The following is a 24641-nucleotide window of genomic DNA, read 5'->3' as shown; positions in this document are numbered from 1 at the left end:
GATGATGAAAGTTTTTGCACCCGCACTGCTGGCCAGTGCGTTAAGTTTTTCAGTCTGGGCGCAAGACGCCACGGTCAGCAGTGAACTGATCCAGCGCGGCGAATATCTGGCGCGCGCCGGCGACTGCGTGGCCTGCCATACCAATGGCAGCAGCGGTAAGACGTTTGCCGGCGGCCTGGCGATGGCGACCCCGATCGGCACGATCTATTCCACCAACATCACGCCGGATAAAAAAACCGGTATCGGCGATTACAGCTTTGAAGATTTTGACAACGCGGTGCGTAAAGGCGTTGCCAAAAATGGCAGCACGCTATACCCGGCGATGCCTTATCCATCTTTTGCCCTGGTGAAAGAAGACGATATGCGCGCGATGTATGCCTATTTCATGCATGGCGTGGCGCCGGTGGAACAGGCGAACCGGGGATCCGATATTCCATGGCCGCTGTCTATGCGCTGGCCGTTGAGTATCTGGCGCGGTATTTTTGCGCCTGCGCCGGCGGATTTTGTTGCTGATGCCAATGTCGATCCGGTGATCGAACGCGGCCGTTACCTGGTGGAAGGGCTGGGGCACTGTGGCGCCTGCCATACGCCGCGCAGCATCACCATGCAAGAGAAGGCGCTGAGCAATCAAGACGGGGATGAGTACCTTGCCGGCAGCAATGCGCCTATCGACGGTTGGGTGGCTTCCAGTCTGCGTGGCGAGCAGCGTGATGGCCTCGGCAGTTGGAGTGAAGACGAACTGCGCGAGTTCCTGAAAACCGGGCGCAACGATAAGTCGATCGTGTTTGGCGGCATGAGCGATGTGGTTGAGCACAGCCTGCAATACTTGAGCGATGACGACATCACCGCCATCGCCCGTTATCTGAAAACGCTGGCGCCGAAGGGCGGAGAGTCACAGACTGTGCCGGTTGAGGATAGCGCGGCCAGGGAACTGTGGCGCGGCAATGACAGCAAGCCGGGCGCCGCGGTGTACGTGGATAACTGCGCCGCCTGCCACCGTACCGATGGCATGGGGTACTCGCGCGCCTTCCCGGCGCTGAAAGGGAATGCGGTGGTGCAGACGGACGATGCGACGTCGTTGATTCATATTGTGCTGACCGGCAACACCACGCCGGCGGTGCAGGGCGCCGTCTCCAATATCACCATGCCGCCGTTTGGCTGGCGTTTGAACGATAATCAGGTAGCAGATGTGGTGAACTTTATCCGCAGCAGTTGGGGCAACAAGGCCAAACCGATTACCGCTTCAGAGGTTGCCAAAGTGCGTAACGATCGTTCCATGATCGCTGACGCCAAAGCCATGGGCAGCGCCCAGGTGCAGGACCATCCCGAGGCGGCCAGGTAACGGCGCTTATCTCTGGATAAACGTCTCATCCAGCCGCCAGTATGATGCCAGTCAGTTCATCCTGACTGGCATTTTTTTGTCGCTGCCATAGCGCCAGCCGGGCAAAGGCGAGCCAGTCCTTCGTCTTACGTGGAATTTGCAATTTTTTACTCAACCATAATTGATAATGATTATCGTTTACAATATAATAATCTTATTGGTTGCGCGGGTATGTCTGCTGGCCCGCCGCAATGGCGTTGAGCACGTTGCCGTATTGCTGGAGGTAGGATGGTCGATCACTCGAAAAGGCACAGAAAAAAATTGCTGAAGGCGCTTGGCAACCTATCGCTAAACCCGCTTGTGCAGAACGAGCCGCATCAGCAGGGCAGCGTTGAATACGCGACTTTCAGCGCCGGAAGTGCGCGTGTATTGGTGCATATCATTGGTTTCGCCAACCCGGTAACCCGTAATGGAGGGGCATCATGAATAACCCCGCAGTAACATCGCTGATTATCCTGGCTTATATTATGCTGATCGTGCCGGTGCTTTCCTTGCTGGATTCGCAACTGACGCTGACCCGCATCGGCACGGATCGGTTGCTGAGAAAAACGGTGCAAACCGTTGTTATCATCGTGCTGACGCTGTTTTTCTTCTGGCTGATGGCGTTGTTTAAATAGCCGTTTTTCCGCACCCGGCGGCCTGTTCAGGCCCGCCAGCCTGGTGACGCCCCGTCGCCTGGTTTTTCTTTGTGTTTGCCTTCCCACCCCGCGTTATCGCCGTTTCCGGCCGGGTATTCCTATCTGTTTTTTTGATTATTAAGTGCCCGGTTAACCGCCGGAACATAGACCCCGCAACCATTTTTATTTATGCTTTGCCGTCCTTTCATCATGCGCAAGAATCAATTAATTCTCTAACGCACTGTTTTCAATAAATTTTACGGATAAGGATATTCCATTGAGCGCAATCGTTGTCGCTATAGATTAAGGTAAGCTGTCCTAATGAGTACAATTTCCTCCGATTCCGACACGCTGGCGGCGTCCAAGCCCGGCAAGTGGAATAAAACCGACACCGTATGGATGTTCGGCCTGTATGCCACGGCAGTGGGGGCGGGCACGCTGTTTCTGCCGGTCAATGCCGGGTTAAATGGCCCGCTGGTGTTGGTGCTAATGGCGCTGTTCGCGTTCCCGTTGACGTATCTGCCACACCGCGCGCTGTGCCGCTTTGTGCTTTCCGGCTCCAGCCGCGACGGCAATATCCATGATGTGGTGGTCGAGCATTTCGGCGTGCTGGCCGGCAAACTGATCATGGTGCTGTATTTTCTGGCCTTTTTCCCGATCGTTTTGGTTTACAGCATTTCGATCACCAACGCGCTGGATAACTTCTTGATTCACCAGTTTCATATCACGCCGTTGCCGCGCGTCTGGCTGAGCTTGGCGGTGATTATCGTGCTGAACCTGGTGTTGCTGCGGGGCAAAGATACCATTGTTGCTGCGATGGGTATGCTGGTATTCCCGCTGTTGATATTCCTGATGGGCCTGGCCTTGTACCTGGTGCCGACCTGGCAGACGGCGAATTTCGTTGATGGCCTGGTGAACACCCGTTTTGATAGCCCTGACCTGTGGCACTCTCTGTGGCTGGCGGTGCCGGTGATGGTGTTTTCATTTAGCCATGCGCCGATCATCTCTTCGTTTGCGTCAACGCAAAAAAGCCTGTACGGCGAACGTGCCGAACGCCGCTGCGCCCGCATCATGCGCTACAGCTACGTGTTGATCTGCGTTACCGTGTTGTTTTTCGTTTTTAGCTGCGTGCTCAGTTTATCCCACCAGGAAATGGCGCAGGCGAAAGAACAGAACATCACGGTGCTGACCACCCTGGCGAACAAGTTCTCCAACCCGCTGATTGCCTATCTGGCGCCGTTGATGGCGATGCTGGCAATGGCGAAATCGTATCTCGGCACTTCGCTGGGGGTCACGGAAGGGGCCACCAGCCTGATTGACGGCCTGACGCGTGCGCTGGGCAAGCCCTTGAGTTCGCGCGTCACTCATCGGCTTTCCGGCGTGCTGCTGTTCTTGCTGACCTGGGGGGCGACCGTATGGAACCCCAGCGCGCTGCATATTATTGAAACCATCAGCGGCCCGTTGATTGCGGTAATTTTATTTATTTTGCCGATGTATGCCGTGCGCGCAGTGCCTGCCATGCACCGTTACCGGGCGTTGAGCAATATCTTCGTGTTGGTGATGGGCGTTATTGCGCTGTCCGCGCTGATTTATGGTTTGATCTGATCCCGGCGGCGTGCGGGCCACCGCGCGCCGTTTATTGATTTCGCCGTGTACACCGCTGGCTGACGCAAGTGGCCCGCTTGGTTCCGCCAGGCTATTGGGGATAGGTGGCAATAATCTCCAAAATGCCGTTGATAACAAACTGCACCCCCATACACACCAGCAAGAAGCCCATCAGGCGTGAAATCGCCTCAATACCGCTTTGGCCGACCAGCTTCATGATGGCGCCGGAGCTGCTCAGGCATGCCCACAGAATCAACGATACCGACAGGAATGTGACCACCGGCGCGACCATCAGCACCCAATGCGCAAACCCCAGGGTGTTTTCTTTGATGCTGGAAGCCGTGCTGATGATCATCGCGATGGTCCCCGGCCCGGCCGTGCTCGGCATTGCCAGCGGCACAAAGGCGATATTGGCCGAGGTTTTTTTACGCAGTTCGGTATTTTTGCTTTCCACTTCCGGCGTTTCATCGGCTTTTTGCTGTGGGAATAGCATGCGGAAACCGATAAACGCCACGATAAGCCCGCCGGCGATGCGCAGGCCGGGGATGGAAATGCCAAAGGTTTTCATCACGAATTGCCCGGCATAAAACGCCACCATCATGATGAAAAAGACATAGATTGACGCCATGCGCGATTGCTGCTGGCGTTCTTCACGGGTCATATTGCCGGATAACCCCAGCAGCAGCGCCACCGTAGTCAGTGGGTTGGCCAAGGGCAACAACAACACCAGGCCAAGGCTGACGGCCTGGAACAATTGTAAAATGCTCGACATCAAAACAGCTCCCTCATGCTAAATCGCACAATACTTAAAGAATGCAGGTTAGCCGTTGTTAAACGGCAGGCAAAATACTATTTGCCGCCTGCGTTGTTTTTGCCGCTACCGGCGCTGGCTGAGGGCGAGGTAGCGGGCGGTAAAAATATATTAGCAATGAGCATGTAATTAAATTTTCTTATTTATTTTTGCTATTTCCCTCCTGGTTTTTTCAACCAATCCTATACTAATAAAGAATTATGGCGGTTCTGCATAATCGAAAACTTAAAAGGAGTTTTACTATGGAAGTGGCAAATGAATTTGCAACGGTAAAAAAAATCTCATGGGGGAGCGTGATTGGCGGCGTGATCACCGTACTGGCGGTGTCGCTGTTGCTGTCAACGTTGGGCACCAGCCTGGGTTTTTCTATGGTTGAGCCAACATCTGACGATCCGGTTAACGGTGCAGGCACCGCGGTGGCGGTATGGTCTGCGGTTTCAATTATCATCAGCCTGGCGGCCGGTGCTTTTATCGCTGGCCGTTTGGCGGCGAATGACGGCCTGATCCACGGTTTCCTGGTGTGGGCGACGGCGCTGATTGTGGCCGCCGTATTGGGCGGGTTGCTGGTGGGGTCTGCCGTGAAGGCAACCGGCAATGCGCTCGGTGCGATTGCATCCACCTCCGGCAGTCTGCTTTCCGGCGCCGGCTCGGCCATCGGCAAAGGGGCTGCCGGGCTGGCGGATGCCGGCGGCAAAGCCTTTGATCAGTTGGGCATCGACACCACGCTGCAGCCGCAGCAGGTGCAGGGCGATGTGGTGGCCGCGCTGAAAAAAAGCGGTATCCCTTCGCTGCAGCCGGAATTCATGCAGCAGCAACTGAATGCGGCTAAAAACGATGTGGCCGATGCGGTGAAGGCGCTGGCGCTTCAGCCGGACAACAGTGACGCGATTATTCAGGATTTGCTGGCCAAGCTGAAAATGCACGGTACCGCGATTTCACAGGATGTGGATGAAGACGCGGTGAAAAAAGCGCTGGTGGAGAATACCGATATGACTCCGCAGCAGGTGGAACAGACGGTTAAAAACCTGATTGAAGCGAAAAACAAAACGGCGCAGATAGTCAATCAGCGTTTAAACGACGCCGATGCGAAAATCAACCAGGCCAAACAGGAATACACCGAGCTGAAACAAAAGGCGCGTGAACAGGCGGCCATTGCTGCTGATGCGTTGGCCCATGCTGCACTGTGGTCGTTCTTTGCCCTGTTGATTGGTGCAGTAATCAGTGCGCTGGCAGGGCTGTGGGGGGTTAAGACTAACGCCCGCCGCGTAGTGGTAAGATAACCACATAGACTGGCCCGTTTGCGCGTCTCGATGAAGGGATAAGAGGCCGGTTCTTCACAAGGTGAAGTGGCAGCCAGGAAAGACTGGCCAGCCCCGGCAGCGATGCCGGGGTTTTTCTTGTTTCGCTCGGCAGCGGTGAGGCCGTTTATTTATCCAGAAGAAATTTAGTGATACTATCCACTTAGCCAAATGCGGCTGTGAAGGTATGCTTGCCACGCTGTGTACCAAGTTAGAAACCAATCTGGCAATTGTGGGCGAGATCTGCACTCTAACTGACTAAATCCAAACCCAATTTTCGTACTGCATGTGATCTGTCGTGTGGGTCACCACTGTAGATAAGGAATTTTTAATGCCTGTTATTACCCTTCCTGATGGAAGTCAACGTCACTACGATCATGCCGTTTCCCCTCTGGATGTTGCCCTTGATATCGGCCCCGGCCTGGCGAAAGCCTGTATTGCCGGGCGGGTGAACGGTGAGCTGGTTGACGCCGGCGATCTGATTGAATCCGATGCGCAACTGGCGATCATCACCGCCAAAGATCCTGAAGGCCTGGAAATTCTGCGCCACTCCTGTGCGCACCTGTTGGGCCACGCCATCAAACAACTGTGGCCGGATACCAAAATGGCCATTGGCCCGGTAATCGACAACGGTTTTTACTATGACGTTGATATCGACCATACCCTGACGCAGGAAGACCTGGATCTGCTGGAAAAGCGGATGCATGAGTTGGCCAATAAAGACTACGACGTCATCAAGAAAAAGGTCACTTGGCAAGAAGCGCGTGACGCCTTTGTGGCGCGCGGCGAAAGCTACAAAGTGGCGATCCTGGATGAAAATATCAGCCATGACGACCACCCGGGCCTGTATCACCACGAAGAATACATTGATATGTGCCGTGGGCCGCACGTGCCGAACATGCGTTTCTGCCACCATTTCAAACTGCAGAAAACCTCCGGCGCCTACTGGCGTGGCGACAGCAAAAACAAAATGCTGCAGCGTATTTATGGCACGGCCTGGGCAGATAAAAAGCAGCTTAATGCTTACCTGCAGCGCCTGGAAGAGGCTGCCAAACGCGATCACCGCAAAATCGGCAAGCAGCTTGACCTGTACCACATGCAGGAAGAAGCGCCGGGCATGGTGTTCTGGCACAACGACGGCTGGACGATTTTCCGCGAGCTGGAAGCCTTTGTGCGCATGAAGCTCAAGGAATACCAATATCAGGAAGTAAAAGGGCCATTTATGATGGACCGTGTGCTGTGGGAAAAAACCGGCCACTGGGACAACTATAAAGACGCCATGTTCACCACCTCGTCGGAAAACCGCGAGTACTGCATCAAACCGATGAACTGCCCGGGCCACGTACAGATCTTCAACCAGGGCCTGAAGTCCTACCGCGATCTGCCGCTGCGCATGGGCGAGTTCGGCAGCTGCCACCGCAACGAACCTTCGGGTTCCCTGCATGGGCTGATGCGTGTACGCGGTTTTACCCAGGATGATGCACATATTTTCTGTACTGAAGACCAGGTGCGCGCTGAAGTCAACGATTGCATCAAGATGGTCTATGACATGTACAGCGTCTTTGGCTTTGAAAAGATTGCGGTGAAGTTGTCCACCCGTCCGGAGAAGCGCATCGGTACTGACGAAATGTGGACCCGCGCGGAAGACGATCTGGCCGCAGCGCTGACCGAAAACGGCATTCCGTTTGAATATCAGCCGGGTGAGGGTGCCTTTTATGGGCCAAAAATTGAATTTACTCTGCATGATTGTTTGGATCGCGCCTGGCAATGTGGTACCGTGCAGCTCGATTTCTTCTTACCGGGCCGTTTAGGCGCGTCGTACGTTGGCGAAAACAACGATCGCGTGGTGCCGGTAATGATTCACCGTGCTATTTTAGGCTCCATGGAGCGTTTCATCGGTATCCTTACCGAAGAATACGCCGGGTTCTACCCAACCTGGATTGCCCCGGTACAGGTGGTGGTGATGAATATCACCGACAGCCAATCAGAATACGTCGAGCTATTGACCAAAAAACTGCAAGATGCAGGCATTCGGGTCAAAGCAGACTTGAGAAATGAGAAGATTGGCTTTAAAATTCGCGAACATACTTTACGTCGGGTGCCATATATGTTGGTCTGCGGTGATAAAGAAGTCGAAGCAGGCAAAGTTGCCGTTCGTACTCGCCGTGGGAAAGACTTGGGTAGCCAAGACGTAAACGCATTTGTAGACAAGCTGCTAACAGAAATCCGCAGCCGTAGTCTTCATCAACTGGAGGAATAAAGTATTAAAGGCGGAAAACGAGTTCAAACGGCGCGTCCTAATCGCATTAACAGAGAAATTCGCGCGCAAGAAGTTCGCCTAACCGGCGTCGATGGCGAGCAGATTGGTATTGTCAGTCTGAATGAAGCTCTTGAAAAAGCTGAGGAAGCGGGCGTTGATTTAGTCGAAATCAGCCCAAATGCCGAACCGCCAGTTTGCCGAATTATGGATTACGGCAAATTCCTCTACGAGAAGAGCAAGTCGACGAAAGAACAGAAGAAGAAGCAAAAAGTTATTCAGGTCAAGGAAATCAAATTCCGTCCTGGTACCGATGATGGCGACTATCAGGTCAAACTACGCAACCTGATTCGCTTTCTGGAAGATGGCGATAAAGCCAAAATCACCCTGCGTTTCCGTGGGCGTGAAATGGCGCACCAGCAGATCGGCATGGAAGTGCTTAACCGCGTCCGTAAAGATCTGTGTGAAGATATCGATCTGGCAGTGGTCGAATCCTTCCCTACGAAGATCGAAGGCCGCCAGATGATCATGGTGCTCGCACCCAAGAAGAAACAGTAAGGCTTCCAAGTAATCAGGCCCGCGCAACGCTTGCGCTGTGTGGGCTTTATTCGCCTCACTGATTCGTTGTTTAACAATGCGAAGTGGATTTAATTAAAATGCCAAAGATTAAAACTGTACGTGGTGCAGCCAAGCGCTTCAAAAAAACCGGCAGCGGTGGTTTTAAGCGTAAACATGCTAACCTGCGTCATATTCTGACCAAAAAAGCAACCAAGCGTAAACGTCACCTGCGTCCGAAAGGCATGGTAGCGCATAGCGATCTGGTACTGGTTGTTGCGTGCTTGCCGTACGCATAAGCCCTTTTTTTGAATCAAGAATAAGACTTTAGGAGAGAGCATATGGCTCGCGTAAAACGTGGTGTAATTGCACGCGCACGTCACAAGAAAATTATGAAGCAGGCGAAAGGCTACTACGGTGCCCGTTCGCGCGTATATCGTGTTGCCTTCCAGGCAGTAATCAAAGCAGGTCAGTATGCTTACCGTGACCGTCGTCAACGTAAGCGTCAGTTCCGTCAGCTGTGGATTGCACGTATTAACGCAGCTGCTCGTCAGAACGGCTTGTCTTACAGCAAATTCATTAACGGCCTGAAAAAAGCCTCTATTGAAATTGACCGTAAGATCCTGGCTGACATCGCGGTATTCGACAAAGTGGCCTTCGGCGCGCTGGTTGAAAAAGCGAAAGCAGCTCTGGCGTAAGTCAGTGGAAGAGGGAGCTTGCTCCCTCTTTTATCCTGTATTTTTAACTTATAAACTTCTGTTTCCTGGCGCTTTATCACATCACGCCACGTAAACCAGAAAGGTAATGCAAGCATGAACGCTGCCATTTTCCGCTTCTTTTTTTACTTTAGCGCCTGAATCCAGGGGGCTTGCGCGTAAGAAAAGAAACGGAAAGTAGCGCCTAAGCCTCCCTAAGCGGAGGCTTTTTTGTTTCTGGCTATCAAATAAATTACTCAATCACTACTTAGCGGCCATAGCGGCCCAAGAAGAGGAACACAATGCCACATCTCGCAGAGCTGGTTGCCAATGCCAAGGCAGCCGTAGAAGATGCCCAGGATGTAGCCGCGTTGGATTTGGTGCGCGTCGAATATTTAGGCAAAAAAGGTCATTTCACCTTGCAGATGCAGTCGCTGCGCGATCTGCAGGCGGAAGAACGCCCGGCCGCAGGGGCCGTGATCAACCAGGCCAAACAACAGGTGCAAGAAGCGCTCAATGCACGTAAAAGCGCGCTGGAATCCGCCGCACTGAATGCCCGCCTGGCAGAAGAGACCATTGACGTCTCCTTGCCGGGGCGCCGCCTGGAAAACGGCGGCCTGCACCCGGTGACCCGTACTATCGATCGTATTGAAACCTTCTTTGGCGAGTTGGGCTTTTCCGTGGCGACCGGCCCGGAAATTGAAGATGACTACCATAACTTTGACGCGCTGAACATTCCAGGCCACCACCCGGCGCGCGCCGATCACGATACCTTCTGGTTTGACGCCAAGCGCCTGCTGCGTACACAAACCTCCGGCGTGCAGATCCGTACCATGAAAGATCAGCAGCCGCCGATCCGCATCATCGCGCCGGGCCGCGTTTACCGCAACGACTACGATCAAACCCACACGCCAATGTTCCACCAGATGGAAGGGCTGATCGTGGATAAGAACATCAGTTTCACTAACCTGAAAGGCACGTTGCATGATTTCCTGAAGAACTTCTTTGAGGAAGATCTGCAGATCCGTTTCCGCCCTTCCTATTTCCCGTTTACCGAGCCTTCCGCCGAAGTGGACGTCATGGGCAAGAACGGTAAGTGGCTGGAAGTGCTGGGTTGCGGCATGGTGCACCCGAACGTACTGCGTAATGTCGGTATCGATCCAGAAGTGTACTCCGGCTTTGCCTTCGGCATGGGGATGGAGCGTCTGACCATGCTGCGCTACGGCGTAACCGATTTGCGCGCATTCTTCGAAAACGATTTGCGTTTCCTCAAACAGTTTAAGTAAGGCGGGAATATCACATGAAATTCAGTGAACTTTGGTTGCGCGAGTGGGTAAACCCGGCCATCAGCAGCGAAGCATTAGCAGAACAAATTACCATGGCCGGCCTGGAAGTGGACGACGTAGAGCCGGTTGCCGGCGCATTCAACGGCGTTGTCGTTGGCCAGGTGATGGAGTGCGCGCAGCACCCGAACGCCGATAAGCTGCGGGTGACGAAAGTCAACGTCGGCGGCGATCGCCTGCTGGACATCGTCTGCGGCGCGCCGAATTGCCGCCAGGGCCTGAAGGTGGCGGTGGCTACCGTTGGCGCGCTACTGCCGGGCGATTTCAAAATCAAACCCGCCAAGCTGCGCGGCGAACCGTCTGAAGGGATGCTGTGCTCGTTCTCGGAGCTGGGCATTTCCGACGATCATGACGGTATCATCGAACTGCCGGCAGACGCGCCGGTCGGTAGCGATGTCCGTGAATACCTCAAGCTTGACGATGTGGCCATTGATATCAGCGTCACGCCAAACCGCGCCGACTGCCTGGGCATTATCGGCGTCGCACGTGACGTTGGCGTATTGAATCAGGTTGCGCTGACCGCGCCGGACATGAGCCCGGTGGCCGCCACCATCAACGACACGCTGCCTATTCAGGTTGAAGCGCCGCAGGCGTGCCCGCGTTACCTGGGCCGTGTGGTGAAAGGCATCAACGTTAATGCGCCAACGCCGCTGTGGATGCGCGAGAAACTGCGCCGTTGCGGTATTCGCTCTATTGACGCGGTGGTGGATGTCACCAACTACGTGTTGCTGGAATTGGGCCAGCCGATGCACGCCTTTGATTTGAACCGTATTGACGGCGGGATCGTGGTGCGTATGGCGCAGGAAGGCGAAGCGCTAACCTTGCTGGACGGCAACGAAGCCAAATTGAATGCCGATACCCTGGTGATCGCCGATCGGCAAAAAGCGCTGGCCATGGCCGGCATTTTCGGCGGCGAACACTCCGGTGTGAACGCTGAAACGCAAGACGTGCTGCTGGAGTGCGCTTTCTTCAATCCGTTGGCCATTACCGGCCGCGCTCGCCGCCACGGGCTGCATACCGATGCCTCCCACCGTTATGAACGCGGGGTGGATCCGGCGTTGCAGCACCAGGCCATGGAACGCGCCACGCGCCTGCTGATCGACATCTGCGGCGGCCAGCCGGGGCCGGTGATTGACGTCACCGCCGAGAGCGAACTGCCAAAACGCGCCACTATCACCCTGCGCCGCGAGAAGTTAGATCGCCTGATTGGCCATGTGGTGCCGAGCGAGCAGGTGAGCGATATTCTGCGCCGTCTGGGCTGCCAGGTGACAGAGCAGGGGAATGACTGGCTGGCGGTTGCGCCAAGCTGGCGCTTCGATATGGAAATCGAAGAAGATTTGGTGGAAGAAGTTGCGCGCGTTTACGGCTATGACAACATTCCAAACGTGCCGGTACGTGCCGATCTGGTGATGACCCACCATCGTGAAGCGGATCTGGCGCTGAAACGCGTCAAAACGCTGCTGGTGGATCGCGGCTTCCAGGAAGCGATTACCTACAGCTTTGTCGATCCGAAAGTGCAGGCATTGTTGCACCCGGCTGAAGAAGCGCTGATTCTGCCAAGCCCCATCTCGGTTGATATGTCGGCGATGCGTTTGTCGCTGTTGAGCGGCCTGCTGTCTGCCGTGGTATACAACCAGAACCGCCAGCAGGGCCGTGTGCGCCTGTTTGAAAGCGGCCTGCGCTTTGTGCCTGATACTTCGGCAGATCTGGGTATCCGTCAGGATGTCATGCTGGCTGGCGTGATCGCCGGTTCCACCCACGAAGAACATTGGGATCTGGCGCGCAGAGCGGTAGACTTCTATGATTTGAAAGGGGATCTGGAATCTGTGCTTGAATTAACGGGTAAATTATCCGAAATTCAGTTCAGAGCAGAAGCGAATCCTGCCCTGCACCCGGGGCAAAGCGCCGCGATTTATTTGCACGGTGAGCGTGTCGGTTTCATTGGTGTTGTGCATCCGGAACTTGAGCGTAAACTGGAACTTAATGGCCGCACCGTGGTGTTTGAGCTGGAGTGGAACAAGGTTTCAACCCGCGTGGTGCCTCAGGCGAGGGAGGTTTCTCGCTTCCCGGCAAACCGCCGTGATATCGCCGTTGTGGTCGCTGAAAACGTGCCCGCAGAAGATATTTTGGCAGAGTGTAAGAAAGTTGGCGTAAATCATATAGTTGGCGTAAACTTGTTTGATGTGTACCGTGGTAAGGGCGTGGCAGAGGGTTATAAGAGCCTGGCTATCAGTCTGATATTGCAGGATACCGCTCGTACACTGGAAGAAGAGGAGATAGCCGCTACCGTTGCAAAATGTGTAGAGGCTTTAAAACAGCGATTCCAAGCATCCTTGAGGGATTGAACCTATGGCGCTTACTAAAGCTGAAATGTCAGAACACCTGTTTGAGAAGCTTGGGCTTAGCAAACGGGACGCCAAAGACTTGGTGGAACTGTTCTTTGAAGAGGTCCGTCGGGCCCTTGAGAACGGAGAACAGGTAAAACTGTCAGGTTTTGGTAACTTTGATTTACGGGACAAGAACCAACGTCCGGGGCGTAACCCGAAAACTGGCGAGGACATTCCGATTACGGCGCGCCGTGTGGTTACTTTCCGTCCAGGGCAAAAGTTGAAAAGCCGTGTGGAGAACGCCAATCCAAAAGGCTAATTGCTATAAAACCAAAAAGGTCGCTTTTGCGGCCTTTTTTCTTTTCTAATATATATTTCAGTTTATTCCTAAAAAAACAGATATAAATTAGCAGCGGGCTTTAGCATAAAGTGGTTAATTAAAATTGGTGAGCTTTTTTGCGGATTATTCTTATATATGTTTATTATTTCCTATAAATAAAAAAGGGGCCGTAGCCCCTTATAATAACTTAGCGATCAAAATGGTGACCGTGGCCGCCGCCGCCGCCGCCATGGCCGCCGCCAGGCCCGCCCCACGGTGGGAAGATACAGCCACTCAGCGCTGTTGCCAGCACTGTCACGGTCAGGAACAATCCAATACGTTTCAACATAATATTATCTCTGGGTTGTGGGGATGAACTGATTATAAATAGATTAAATAATCACAGTACATCAGTGAATCGTTAATCGTTGTTAGCAGCTATATTAATTAAATAATAAAGAATTGATTGTAAGTATTTTGTAAGTTATGTGAAAGCAAACTGAAAATGAGCACAAATGAGATAGTCGATAAATAATTGCCTTGATATAACCTCTTCAGCGTCAAATAACGTGAGAGTTAAATATGAAAAAGATCCTATTACTGGTGTGTTTACCGCTGATGCTGCCGCTGGCAGCCAGCGCTGATGTCTCTATCGACATTAATGTGCCGGGGGTATCCTTGCATCTGGGGGATCAGGATAACCGCGGCTATTACTGGGACGGTTATGATTGGCGTCCCCCACAGTGGTGGCATGCGCATCAGGGCCACGGTATCGGCGAGCGCAACGGGCACGGCATGTACTGGGATGGCGGCCGCTGGCAGGCTCAGCCGCCGCACCGCCAAAATAACGGCCCGCAAGGCGGCAACCCGTTCCGCGGCGAGCGCGGGCATGACAACGGTGGCGATCGTCGTGATAACCACGGCAATGGCAATGATAGAGGCCATGGCAACGATCGCGGCCACGATAATGGGCAGCAACAGTACCCGCAGAAAAACAACGGCCCACATAACTAAAAACCAAGCGCTGCTGGTTTTGCCGTCACCCTCGCGTGGCAGGCAAGGCCAGCAGGCTTGCTCAATGGGAAGCGGGGCGTTTAGGTTGACTCGCGTTCTATCAATTCAAAACCAATATCAGTCACCACTTCATTCGTTTCTTTTCCTTCTATCTTGTCTGTCAACATATTGGCGGCATCAATCCCTATGCGCCATCGATCTATTCTCACGGTGGAAATTGACGGAATATTGTGGCGGGCAAAGTCCAGATCGCCGAAACCCATAATGGCGATATCCTGCGGAACGCGTAGCCCCCGGCTATTCGCTTCGATGATGGCGCCCTGCGCCAGGGTATCGGAACTACAAATCATGGCATCAAAGCTATTTTCAGCATCAAACAGATGACAAAACCCTTCGCGGCCCAAAGACAAGGTCGCCGGCAGCGGAACCGTTACCGCCGCAACCGGGTTGACTTGCTTCTTCGCTAATATATCGGTAATGCCCTTTTGGCGGATAAGCGCACGCTGATCTTCAGTCCATATCAGACCAAATTTCCGGTATCCCTTTTCATACAGGTAGCTGGCTATCTGATTACCAATTTTTTCATGAGAAAACCCTACCAGCATGTCTAATGGCGTTGGGGTGAGATCCCATATTTCAACCACCGGGATCTCGGAAGATAAGATAATGCGCTTCATTTGCTGCGAGTGCTGGATGCCCGTTAACACGATCCCATCCGGGCGGCGGGACAAAATGGCGGAAACGATCTCGGTTTCCTGTGCTTCGGTATACCCGCCGACGCACAATAACATGTGATATCCGCGTTTTGCCAACTGGTCGCTGACGGCCTGAACGGTATCGACAAACATGTTGTTATTGATCTGCGGAACCACCACGGCAACCAGTTTACTGCGCCTTGATGCCAGCCCTCCGGCCAATAAGTTAGGAATATAACCCGTTACGGCAATGGCTTTTTTTACTTTTTCAACGGTTGTCGCACGAACCAGATGAGGATTATTGAGCGCTCTGCTGACCGTCATGGGGGATAGACCGGCTTCCCGGGCGACATCCTCCAGCGTTGGGGATTTGGTTTTACCGTACTTTTGCGGAGCATTCTTCGCCTTCATACCAGTCCTTGAACAACGACAAAATAGGTTACAGAGCAATATATTATAGTAAAAAGGCGGGCTTACCCAACAACCATGGCGGTACGCTCAGCCCAGGGGGGGGGTGGCGTTTGTCGCCGTTTTGATCCCGTCCACCCCGAGTCGCAGAGCGATGCCTGGCGCCAGGCGCTGTTTAGCCGTATCCCAACCGACCACGTTATTTCTGCACATTGATCGGCGTGCGAAGGCCTATCTTTATTTTTTGATTAAATGATTGCGCTATCATTTTAAAAATAAATCGTTGTTTATCGGTAACTTGTTTTTATTTAACATCATTTTAACTTGTTATTTTATAAGTTTTTTGTGATCGGTGGCGCACAAGTGCGATCTGATCATGGCGCACAAAATTTGTTCGGAGTAGAAATGTTAGCGCAATCATTATTGCTGGAGTGAAATTCCAGATACGCCAATCAGGAGAAATGAAGATGACAACCAGTGCGAACTCAGATGCTGTTTCCTATGCCCGGGTTTCCAATGTACGAACTGCTGCAGAGACGGGGGACCGCATCGAATGGGTCAAGGTTTCGTTGGCGCTTTTACCGCTGGCGACGCCGGTCAGCGATGCAAAAGTCCTGACCGGTCGACAAAAGCCACTGACGGAAGTGGCGATTATTTTTGCCGAAATTCGTACCCGCGATGGGTTTGAAGGTATTGGCTTTAGCTACTCCAAACGTGCCGGTGGCCAGGGGATTTATGCGCATGCCAAAGAGATCGCCGATAACCTGCTGAATGAAGATCCTAATGATATCGATAAGATCTATACCAAATTGCTGTGGGCCGGCGCTTCCGTTGGCCGCAGCGGTATGGCGGTGCAGGCCATTTCGCCTTTTGACATTGCCCTGTGGGATATGAAAGCGAAACGCGCGCAGTTGCCGCTGGCAAAATTATTGGGCGCACATCGCGATTCGGTGCAGTGCTATAACACCTCCGGCGGGTTCCTGCATACGCCGCTGGATCAGGTGATAAAAAATGTGGCTATCTCACGCGCAAGTGGTATCGGCGGCATCAAAATTAAAGTCGGCCAGCCTGACACCGCAGAAGATCTGAAGCGTTTAACCGCGGTGCGCAAAGAGCTGGGCGATGATTTTCCGTTAATGGTTGATGCGAATCAGCAGTGGGATCGGGAAACCGCTATGCGCATTGGGCGTAAAATGGAGGCGTTCAATTTAATCTGGATTGAAGAACCGCTGGATGCTTACGATGTGGAAGGCCATGCTGCATTAGCCACCGCGCTGGATACCCCGATCGCCACGGGTGAAATGCTGACCAGCTTCCGTGAGCATGAACAATTGATTCTGGGTAATGCCAGTGATTTTGTGCAACCCGATGCGCCGCGGGTCGGTGGTATTTCACCTTTCCTTAAAATTATGGATTTAGCCGCCAAAAACGGGCGTAAATTAGCACCGCATTTTGCCATGGAAATTCATTTACATCTCGCCGCCGCTTATCCTATTGAGCCGTGGCTGGAACATTTCGAATGGCTTAATCCATTATTTAATGAACAGCTCGAATTACGCGATGGCCGCATGCTGGTATCCGATCGTTACGGACTTGGCTTTACGCTGAGTGAACAGGCTAACGCGTGGACCGTTGCGCAATGTGAGTTTGGCAAACGCCCCTGATTCGCTATTTTCGATGACTGATGCGCGATTTTTTAATGCGTCGGTCATCTCACATCTTCTAAATGAAAAAATCATATTTTAAAACCCTACATGATTTTAGGAGTTGTCAATGAACGAAAAACCGGAAAAAAGAACAAATGTAAGATCTATTATATTATTTTTCTTATTTGCAGCGACCGTTTTTAATTATGCCGATAGGGCAACGCTCTCCGTTGTCGCACCGTTTATGAGTAAGGAGCTGAACTTTGACCCTGAAATGATGGGCGTTGCTTTCTCCGCATTTGGTATTTCATATGTGATTATGCAAATACCGGGCGGCTGGCTGTTGGATAAATATGGCTCCAGAATCGTCTATGGTGGTGCGCTGATTGGCTGGTCGATGGTCACGATGCTGCAAGGGACGATCTATTTATACGCTTCACCGTTAATGGTGCTAATTATACTCCGGTTGCTGATGGGCGCTATTGAGGCACCGGCGTTTCCAGCCAACAGCCGGCTCAGCGTACAATGGTTTCCTAACAGTGAACGCGGATTTGTCACCTCGGTTTACCAGGCGGCGCAATATATCTCTCTGGCACTGATCACGCCGTTGATGACCATCATATTGCACACCTGGAGCTGGCATTATGTCTTTTATTATATCGGCATGATTGGTGTCGTTCTCGGCGTATTATGGCTGGTGTATATCAGGGATCCGCTGCGGCATAAAAAGGTCAATCAGGCCGAGATTGCCTATATCAAAGCGGGCGGCGGTATGCCGGAGCTGGGGGCTGAAGCTAAAAAAGAAAAAGTCAGCTTTGCGCAAATAAAAAAAGTGTGTATCAACAGAATGATGATCGGTGTCTATATCGGCCAATTCTGCCTGACCTCTATCACCTGGTTCTTCCTGACCTGGTTCCCGACCTATCTCTATCAGGACAAGGGAATGTCAATCCTGAAGGTGGGTATGATCGCATCGGTTCCAGCCATCGCGGGTTTTATTGGCGGGATCAGCGGTGGGGTCTTCTCCGATTTCTTGCTCAAAAAAGGATACAGCCTGACCGTCGCCAGAAAACTTCCCATTATATGCGGTATGTTGTTGTCATGTACCATTATTACGGCTAACTATACCGACTCAGAAGTTATCGTAATAGCGGCAATGAGCCTGGCGTTTTTTGCCAAAGGGTTTGGTAATCTTGGTTGGTGCGTTTTGAGTGATACTTCACCTAAAGAGGTGCTTGGCGTTGCCGGTGGCGTATTTAATATGTGCGGTAACCTGGCGAGTATTGTAACGCCGCTGGCCATCGGTTTTATTTTGTCGTGGACGCACTCTTTTGACTTCGCGATTCTTTATGTTGGCTCAATGGGGTTGGTCGGGCTCTGCTCCTATTTGTTTGTGGTGGGGCGGTTGGCGCGTTTGGAAATATAGTATTCATTATTTTCGCTGTTGCCTGTTGGCCGTTAATTAAAAATTCACTGTGGCTTATTGTGATCTTTCAAAGCCTGTTGTGCCGTGCCGCGTATTGCTTTTGGATAATATTTTTATATTCCCCATGAATATACGGTGTGTTTATCGTTATCAACTTTATCTCTCATGGTTGATATAGAGAAGTAGGCTCCAGAAGAGATTGGTTAAGCATTCATCGGTGCGGGGAATTGCATCACTCTGCGTAGTTTATTCATTGTCGAGGTTAAAATGGCTAATGTGATATTCCCAAATAAATTTAAACAACAACTGCAAAACGGCGAGCGTTTATATGGCTGTTGGTGCGCGCTCGCGAATCCGATTACCACAGAAGTGCTGGGGTTGGCCGGTTTTGACTGGTTACTGCTGGATGGTGAGCACGCGCCAAATGATATCGGCACCTTCATTCCCCAATTGATGGCGCTGAAAGGCAGCGCCAGTGCGCCGGTGGTCAGGGCACCGACCAATGAGCCGGTGATCATCAAACGCCTGCTGGATATTGGTTTCTACAACTTTCTGATCCCGTTTGTAGAAACCCAGGCCGAAGCGGAACAGGCCGTGGCTGCAACGCGCTACCCGCCTCACGGCATCCGCGGTGTTTCGGTATCCCACCGTTGTAACCACTACGGCACGGTTCCCGATTATTTCACGCAGATCGATAGCAACATTAGCGTGCTGGTGCAGATTGAGAGCCAGCGTGGGGTAGACAACATTGATGCTATCGCCGGCGTTGAGGGCGTCGACGGCATTTTCGTTGGGCCGGGCGATCTTTCTGCCGCACTCGGGCACCTGGGGGATCCGGCGCATCCCGAGGTTCAGCAGGTCATTCAGCACATTTTCGCCAGAGCAAAAGCGCAGGGCAAACCTGCCGGCATCCTGGCCCCGGTTGAAGCCGATGCCCGCCGCTATTTGTTGTGGGGCGCCACTTTCGTCGCGGTTGGGAGCGATCTCGGGTTATTTAGAAATGCCACGCAGAAACTGAGCGATACGTTTAAACCGTAAACCTGCGTTCGCTTGCTGCCGGTATGGACCACTAATCGATAGATGAGGAATCGATGATGAAAATAGGATTTATTGGCTTGGGCATCATGGGTAAACCCATGAGTAAAAACTTGATTAAAGCCGGTTATTCACTGGTGGTTGCCGACAAAAACGCGGCATCCATCGATGAGCTGACGGCGCTGGGCGCCGCCAGCGCGGCAACCCCGAAAGCGGTGGCGGCGCAGTGCGACGTGATTATCACCATGCTGCCTAACTCGCCGCAGGTGAAAGAGATCGCTCTTGGCGAGAACGGCGTGATTGATGGCGCCAGGGCAGGCGCGATCTTTATCGATATGAGTTCGATTGCCCCGTTGGCCAGCCGTGAAATCGCCGCCGCACTGCATGCGAAAGGTATCCTGATGCTGGATGCGCCGGTCAGCGGCGGCGAACCCAAAGCCATAGACGGCACGCTGTCGGTGATGGTGGGGGGAGACAAAGCGTTGTTTGACCAATGCCACGGCTTGCTGAGCGCGATGGCCGGTTCGGTGGTACATACCGGCGATATTGGGGCCGGCAATGTCACAAAACTGGCCAACCAGGTGATTGTGGCATTAAATATCGCCGCGATGGCTGAGGCGCTGGTGCTGGCAACGAAAGCCGGCGTCGATCCCGAACTGGTGTTTCAGGCTATCTGCGGCGGCCTGGCGGGCAGCACGGTACTGGAGGCCAAAGCGCCAATGGTGTTAAACCGCAACTTCAAGCCAGGGTTTCGTATCGATCTGCACATTAAAGATCTGGCTAACGCCCTGGATACCTCCCATAGCGTAGGTGCCCAATTGCCGTTAACGTCGGCCGTGATGGAAATGATGCAGGCGCTGCGGGTGGATGGGTTGGGAACGGCGGATCACGCGGCGCTGGCCTGCTATTACGAGAAACTGGCGAAGGTTGACGTGAAACCGTTTGATTAATCGCGCTATTGGCAGGCTTAGTGATCCACGGGGCGAACGGGGAAGGTAAGCGGTGCTGCCTTGTCTGAACGCCCGATCCTTCTGCCGTGCGATTTGCGATTAATGTTTCGTCATGGGGGCTGAGTTTTCAGCACCCAATTTCAACCTGTGAAACAGCGCCTGTGGAGTGATGGATGAAAATAGTCATTGCACCCGATTCCTATAAAGAAAGCCTGAGTGCGCTGGGCGTTGCCCACGCTATCGAGCGCGGTTTCCGCGCGATATTTCCTTTAGCGACCTATGTCAGTATCCCGCTTGCCGATGGCGGCGAAGGCACCGTGGAAGCGATGATTAGCGCCACCGGTGGTACGAAGGTGAAAGAAAACGTGAAAGGCCCGTTGGGTACGGACGTTGCGGCATTTTGGGGGCTTTCCGGCGATGGCAAGACCGCGTTTATTGAGATGGCGGCCGCTAGCGGCCTTGAGCAGATACCGCCCGCGCTAAGAGATCCACTTAGAACGACATCATTTGGTACTGGGCAGTTAATCCGTGCGGCTTTAGCATCCGGGGTTAATCATATCATCATCGGTATTGGCGGCAGCGCGACGAATGACGGCGGTGCCGGTATGATTCAGGCGTTGGGCGGCAGGCTGCTCGATCGGGCTGGTAACGACATTGGCTGGGGCGGTGGCAGCCTTAGCGAGATCGCCGCCATCGATATGCGGCGGTTTGAGCCAAGGGTGAAACAGTGCCGTATCGACGTCGCTTGTGATGTTACCAACCCATTAACCGGCCCTAATGGCGCCTCCTGGGTGTTCGGCCCCCAGAAAGGTGCAACACCCGCGGTGGTCGAACTGCTTGATAACAATCTCCGGCATTATGCCGGGGTCATTAAGCATCAACTCAACATCGAGGTCGACGGCATTGCCGGCGCGGGTGCTGCGGGGGGGATGGGTGCCGCCCTGTTGGCATTTTGCGGGGCCAGTCTCAGGAAAGGCATTGAAATCGTCACCGAAGCCCTGGAGCTGGAACGCCATATCAAAGACTGTGATCTGGTCGTGACTGGGGAAGGGCGGATTGATGGGCAAAGCATTAACGGCAAGGTGCCGATCGGGGTGGCCGCTATCGCGAAAAAACACCGGAAACCGGTTATCGGCATTGCGGGGAGCCTGTCTTGCGATGTTGATGTGGTCTATCAACAGGGTATTGATGCGGTATTCAGTGTGATTTATGAAATTTGTTCGCTTGAACAAGCGATGCTAAATGCATCGGATAATGTGACAAAAACGGCGCGCAACGTTGCGGCGGCCCTGCGCTGTATGAAGGGCGTTCGCCTTTAATCGCTAGCGATTCGGCGGGAACCGCAGTGTGCCGTTTCCGCCGGCCCGCAGCGCTCATGGGGTTGGCATTGCGTGTTGCAGGCGAACATCCTACTATTTGGCATCGGTCATTCACTCTTGCACTGTTTTATCGCCGCCGGGAACCTGTTTGTTTATGCCAACCAAGCCCACCTTCATCGATCTTCTGCAACAGCAACGTTCCCGCGATCAAAATCATCTGTCTCTGCTGGCGTTCGGCACCCTGGTTATTTTCGTTGTCAGCCTGTGCGCCGGCGATAGTTGGATCTGGCCGTCGCAGTGGCTGAGTGATTCGGCGCAATTATTTGTTTGGCAACTGCGCATGCCGCGTGCGCTGGGGGTGTTGGCCGTGGGGGCCAGCCTGGCGGTGAGCGGCGCGGTGATGCAGGCGCTGTTCGAAAACCCGCTGGCGGAGCCGGGGCTGCTTGGTGTCGCCAACGGGGCCGGGGTGGCGCTGGTGCTCACCGTGTTGTTGGGGCATGGGCTGTTGCCGGTTGCGCTGATGAGCCTGAATGCGATTATCGGGGCGCTGCTGATAACCTTCCTGCTGTTGGCGTTTGCCCGCCGCCGCGTGACCAACGCACGTTTGCTGCTGGTGGGGGTGGCGCTCGGCATCGTGTGTTCCGCGATCATGACCTGGGCGGTTTACATCAGCACCAGTCTGGATCTGCGTCAACTGATGTACTGGATGATGGGCAGCTTTGGCGGCGTGGACTGGCGGCAAAAATGGCTGATTTTGGCGCTCTTGCCCGTGCTGCTGTGGCTCTGCTGGCAGGGCAACGTGCTTAATGTGATGGCGCTGGGCGAGGTGCAGGCGCGGCAACTCGGGTTGTCGTTATACCTGTGGCGCAATCTGTTGGTGTTGGCGGTCGGCTGGCTGGTTGGCATCAGCGTGGCGTTGGCTGGTGTGATAGGCTTTGTTGGCCTGGTGATCCCGCACATATTGCGCCTGATTGGGCTGACCGATCAGCGCTACCTTTTGCCCGGTTGCGCCCTGGCCGGCGCCGGCGTTTTGCTGGCGGCAGACGTGACCGCGCGGGTTACTCTGGCTGCGGCCGAATTGCCGATCGGCGTGGTCACCGCTACCCTGGGCGCGCCGCTTTTTATCTGGTTACTGCTGCGGGTAAAAAGCGTAAGGTAATGGCATCGATGCGGTACGCATTGGCCGCTGCGCCGTGCGCCGCGTATCTTCACCTGCAAATAACAGAAAGGATGGGTTCCGATGAGTCAGTCAATAAACGCGATACCACTGCAAACGATTGATAACCGTGCAACCACGCTGGCGGAGTATCAAGGCGACGTTTTACTGGTGGTCAATGTGGCCTCACAATGCGGCCTGACCGACCAGTATGAAGGCCTGGAAGCACTGTATGAAAGCTATCGCGATCGCGGTTTTGCGGTGCTGGGCTTTCCGTCCAATGAATTTCTCGGGCAGGAGCCCGGCAGCAACGAAGAGATTCTGGCGTTTTGCCGCGGCACGTTTGGCGTGCAGTTCCCCATGTTCAGCAAGATTGAAGTCAACGGCGCAAATCGCCATCCGTTGTATCAGGCGTTGATTGCCGCCAAACAGGAAGCCGTTGCGCCAGCGGGCAGCGAGTTCAAGGCGCGCCGGATCAGCAAGGGGCAGGGGCCAAAGCAGCCTGGCGATATTCTGTGGAATTTTGAGAAATTCCTGATTGGGCGCGACGGCAGTGTGCTGGCGCGTTTCGCCCCGGATATGAAGCCGCAAGATCCCGCCATTGTCACCGCCATCGAACAGGCGCTGGCGCAGTAATTCACGATGTTGGCGCTTAATCAGGTCAGCGTTGATCAACGCCTATTCCCGTTGTCTGCCCGGGTGGCGCCAGGCAGGCAAATACACCTGATTGGCCCCAATGGCGCCGGTAAAAGCACTCTGTTGGCGCGGGTGGCGGGGTTGTTGCCCGGTGGCGGCCAGGTGCTGCTGGATGGGCAGCCGCTCAGCCACTATTCGGCTGAGCAACTGGCGCGTCGGCGCGCTTATTTGGGCCAGCAACAGCCGCCGGCGGCATTCATGCCGGTTTTTCAATATCTGGCGCTGCATCAGCCGCCGGGGTGTGCCGCCGCCGTTGTGGAAGATACTCTGGGGTATCTGTGCCGGCAGTTAAAGCTGGCGGATAAGTTGCCGCGAATGCTCGCCCAGCTTTCCGGCGGCGAGTGGCAACGGGTGCGCCTGGTTGCCGCATTGTTGCAGGTTTGGCCGGCGGTCAACCCATTAAGCCGGCTGTTGTTGCTGGATGAGCCGGGCAATAGCCTGGATGTGGCGCAGAAAGCCGCATTGGATCGGTTATTGCGCGAGCTGTGCCAACAGGGGCGCAGCGTGCTGGTCTGTGCGCACGATCTGAACCAGACATTACAGCAGGCCGACCAGGTGTGGTTGTTGCGTGCCGGGCGGGTGGTGGCGCAAGGGCCAAGCCATGACGTGATGGTGCCGGCGTTATTATCGCCAGTGTATGAAATTGGTTTTCATTTACAAATGGTTGGCGAGCAGCGTTGGCTGATGACGCGCGATGCTTAAAACTTAAGTTGCCTATGATTTGCAATATAAATAGAAGTTAAACAAAACGAATATAAATGAAATCGAATTTGTAGAATATGAATTTTTCTTCAAGACTTTCTGGTTTTTACACCCAAAAAGGGCAAAGCACTGGTGCTTAAAGTGACTTTTATTAAGAATACATTAAGATGAGAAAATAAGTTAATATTGTATTTATATTTTTTGTTTTTAATCTAATCATATACATAGATTAACATCGTTACAGTTCTAATCACGGTGGTTAACTATGCTTACAGAAATTCACCTTTCATAAAATATTATTGGCTTGTTCCTTTATCGTTTAATCTTCATTAAATAATAGCGACCTATAATTGCCCTATCGCAAACTCGATATGCTTAGGGTTAAC

The 24641-nt window shown here is 53.4% G+C and carries 25 protein-coding genes and 1 other annotated feature; of the genes, 22 read left to right on the top strand and 3 right to left on the bottom strand.

Annotated features, from left to right (window positions below):
* Positions 1–4 precede the first annotated feature (4 nt).
* The 4 genes from ABFX35_RS08980 (at position 5) to ABFX35_RS08965 (ending at position 3603) form a co-directional block, all read left to right on the top strand.
* Positions 5–1342: a c-type cytochrome gene (locus ABFX35_RS08980; protein ID WP_346080914.1), complete on the top strand. Its 1338-nt coding sequence runs from the start codon at positions 5–7 to the stop codon at positions 1340–1342.
* A 267-nt stretch (positions 1343–1609) separates the two neighbouring features.
* Positions 1610–1807, top strand: a complete 198-nt coding sequence (locus tag ABFX35_RS08975) for a hypothetical protein (RefSeq protein ID WP_346080400.1) — start codon at positions 1610–1612, stop codon at positions 1805–1807.
* The gene (locus ABFX35_RS08970; protein WP_279023383.1) at positions 1804–1998 is read left to right on the top strand and encodes a hypothetical protein; all 195 of its coding nucleotides are present in this window, start codon (positions 1804–1806) and stop codon (positions 1996–1998) included. The genes ABFX35_RS08975 and ABFX35_RS08970 overlap by 4 nt, the downstream gene beginning before the upstream one ends.
* A gap of 321 nt (positions 1999–2319) precedes the next feature.
* Positions 2320–3603, top strand: a complete 1284-nt coding sequence (locus ABFX35_RS08965; RefSeq protein ID WP_279023381.1) for an SLC5/6 family protein — start codon at positions 2320–2322, stop codon at positions 3601–3603.
* Positions 3604–3694: 91 nt separating this feature from the next.
* Here the strand turns inward: ABFX35_RS08965 and ABFX35_RS08960 are convergent, their stop codons facing one another.
* Positions 3695–4375, bottom strand: coding sequence for a MarC family NAAT transporter (locus tag ABFX35_RS08960; RefSeq protein WP_346080397.1), 681 nt, complete (start codon positions 4373–4375; stop codon positions 3695–3697).
* Positions 4376–4656: 281 nt separating this feature from the next.
* On the opposite strand from ABFX35_RS08960, the gene ABFX35_RS08955 reads away from it, so the two are divergent.
* The 9 genes from ABFX35_RS08955 to ihfA all read left to right on the top strand — a co-directional run bounded on the left by ABFX35_RS08955 (position 4657) and on the right by ihfA (position 13208).
* Positions 4657–5694 (top strand): CAP-Gly protein, encoded by a 1038-nt coding sequence (locus tag ABFX35_RS08955; protein ID WP_346080395.1) that lies wholly within the window; start codon positions 4657–4659, stop codon positions 5692–5694.
* Between the two features lie 349 nt (positions 5695–6043).
* On the top strand, positions 6044–7972 hold the full coding sequence (thrS, locus tag ABFX35_RS08950) for a threonine--tRNA ligase (RefSeq protein ID WP_279023374.1): 1929 nt from the start codon (positions 6044–6046) through the stop codon (positions 7970–7972).
* Positions 7973–7975: 3 nt separating this feature from the next.
* Positions 7976–8527 carry a translation initiation factor IF-3 gene (infC, locus tag ABFX35_RS08945; protein ID WP_095848536.1) on the top strand — a complete coding sequence of 184 codons (552 nt, stop codon included), beginning with the start codon at positions 7976–7978 and terminating at the stop codon, positions 8525–8527.
* 98 nt (positions 8528–8625) lie between these two features.
* Entirely contained in the window at positions 8626–8823 is a 198-nt protein-coding gene (gene rpmI / locus ABFX35_RS08940) for a 50S ribosomal protein L35 (RefSeq protein WP_279023373.1), read from the top strand.
* Between the two features lie 42 nt (positions 8824–8865).
* Positions 8866–9222, top strand: a complete 357-nt coding sequence (rplT, locus tag ABFX35_RS08935; RefSeq protein WP_004931417.1) for a 50S ribosomal protein L20 — start codon at positions 8866–8868, stop codon at positions 9220–9222.
* Positions 9223–9331: 109 nt separating this feature from the next.
* Positions 9332–9455 (top strand) — a sequence feature (Phe leader region).
* Positions 9337–9381: a pheST operon leader peptide PheM gene (gene pheM / locus ABFX35_RS08930; protein ID WP_106120997.1), complete on the top strand. Its 45-nt coding sequence runs from the start codon at positions 9337–9339 to the stop codon at positions 9379–9381. (Overlaps the previous feature by 45 nt.)
* Positions 9456–9521: 66 nt before the next feature.
* Positions 9522–10505 carry a phenylalanine--tRNA ligase subunit alpha gene (gene pheS, locus ABFX35_RS08925; protein ID WP_346080373.1) on the top strand — a complete coding sequence of 328 codons (984 nt, stop codon included), beginning with the start codon at positions 9522–9524 and terminating at the stop codon, positions 10503–10505.
* A gap of 14 nt (positions 10506–10519) precedes the next feature.
* Positions 10520–12907, top strand: a complete 2388-nt coding sequence (pheT, locus tag ABFX35_RS08920) for a phenylalanine--tRNA ligase subunit beta (RefSeq protein WP_346080371.1) — start codon at positions 10520–10522, stop codon at positions 12905–12907.
* A 4-nt stretch (positions 12908–12911) separates the two neighbouring features.
* Positions 12912–13208: an integration host factor subunit alpha gene (gene ihfA / locus ABFX35_RS08915; RefSeq protein WP_095848541.1), complete on the top strand. Its 297-nt coding sequence runs from the start codon at positions 12912–12914 to the stop codon at positions 13206–13208.
* Between the two features lie 208 nt (positions 13209–13416).
* Here the strand turns inward: ihfA and ABFX35_RS08910 are convergent, their stop codons facing one another.
* Positions 13417–13557 (bottom strand): hypothetical protein, encoded by a 141-nt coding sequence (locus tag ABFX35_RS08910; RefSeq protein WP_346080369.1) that lies wholly within the window; start codon positions 13555–13557, stop codon positions 13417–13419.
* 233 nt (positions 13558–13790) lie between these two features.
* Between ABFX35_RS08910 and ABFX35_RS08905 the strand changes: the two genes are divergently transcribed.
* Positions 13791–14222, top strand: coding sequence for a DUF2502 domain-containing protein (locus ABFX35_RS08905; protein WP_346080367.1), 432 nt, complete (start codon positions 13791–13793; stop codon positions 14220–14222).
* Positions 14223–14302: 80 nt separating this feature from the next.
* On the opposite strand, the gene ABFX35_RS08900 is transcribed toward ABFX35_RS08905, so the two are convergent.
* On the bottom strand, positions 14303–15328 hold the full coding sequence (locus ABFX35_RS08900; RefSeq protein WP_279023363.1) for a LacI family DNA-binding transcriptional regulator: 1026 nt from the start codon (positions 15326–15328) through the stop codon (positions 14303–14305).
* 464 nt (positions 15329–15792) lie between these two features.
* On the opposite strand from ABFX35_RS08900, the gene ABFX35_RS08895 reads away from it, so the two are divergent.
* The 8 genes from ABFX35_RS08895 (at position 15793) to btuD (ending at position 24255) form a co-directional block, all read left to right on the top strand.
* Entirely contained in the window at positions 15793–16989 is a 1197-nt protein-coding gene (locus tag ABFX35_RS08895) for an L-talarate/galactarate dehydratase (RefSeq protein ID WP_279023361.1), read from the top strand.
* 109 nt (positions 16990–17098) lie between these two features.
* On the top strand, positions 17099–18397 hold the full coding sequence (locus tag ABFX35_RS08890) for an MFS transporter (RefSeq protein ID WP_279023360.1): 1299 nt from the start codon (positions 17099–17101) through the stop codon (positions 18395–18397).
* Between the two features lie 267 nt (positions 18398–18664).
* Complete coding sequence (gene garL, locus ABFX35_RS08885; RefSeq protein WP_279023358.1) at positions 18665–19435, top strand: 2-dehydro-3-deoxyglucarate aldolase; 771 nt, start codon at positions 18665–18667, stop codon at positions 19433–19435.
* A gap of 56 nt (positions 19436–19491) precedes the next feature.
* Complete coding sequence (garR, locus tag ABFX35_RS08880) at positions 19492–20382, top strand: 2-hydroxy-3-oxopropionate reductase (protein ID WP_346080907.1); 891 nt, start codon at positions 19492–19494, stop codon at positions 20380–20382.
* Positions 20383–20555: 173 nt separating this feature from the next.
* Positions 20556–21701 (top strand): glycerate kinase, encoded by a 1146-nt coding sequence (locus ABFX35_RS08875; RefSeq protein ID WP_346080364.1) that lies wholly within the window; start codon positions 20556–20558, stop codon positions 21699–21701.
* 154 nt (positions 21702–21855) lie between these two features.
* A complete protein-coding gene (btuC, locus tag ABFX35_RS08870; RefSeq protein WP_279023354.1) occupies positions 21856–22860 on the top strand; it encodes a vitamin B12 ABC transporter permease BtuC in 1005 nt (334 codons plus the stop codon).
* 81 nt (positions 22861–22941) lie between these two features.
* Positions 22942–23493, top strand: coding sequence for a glutathione peroxidase (locus ABFX35_RS08865; protein WP_279023352.1), 552 nt, complete (start codon positions 22942–22944; stop codon positions 23491–23493).
* Between the two features lie 6 nt (positions 23494–23499).
* Entirely contained in the window at positions 23500–24255 is a 756-nt protein-coding gene (gene btuD, locus ABFX35_RS08860) for a vitamin B12 ABC transporter ATP-binding protein BtuD (RefSeq protein WP_346080361.1), read from the top strand.
* Positions 24256–24641 lie beyond the last annotated feature (386 nt).

Origin of the sequence: Gibbsiella dentisursi (assembly GCF_039539505.1) — a bacterium.
GTDB classification, from domain to species: domain Bacteria; phylum Pseudomonadota; class Gammaproteobacteria; order Enterobacterales; family Enterobacteriaceae; genus Gibbsiella; species Gibbsiella quercinecans.
This window is presented reverse-complemented; position numbering and strand designations above follow the sequence as displayed.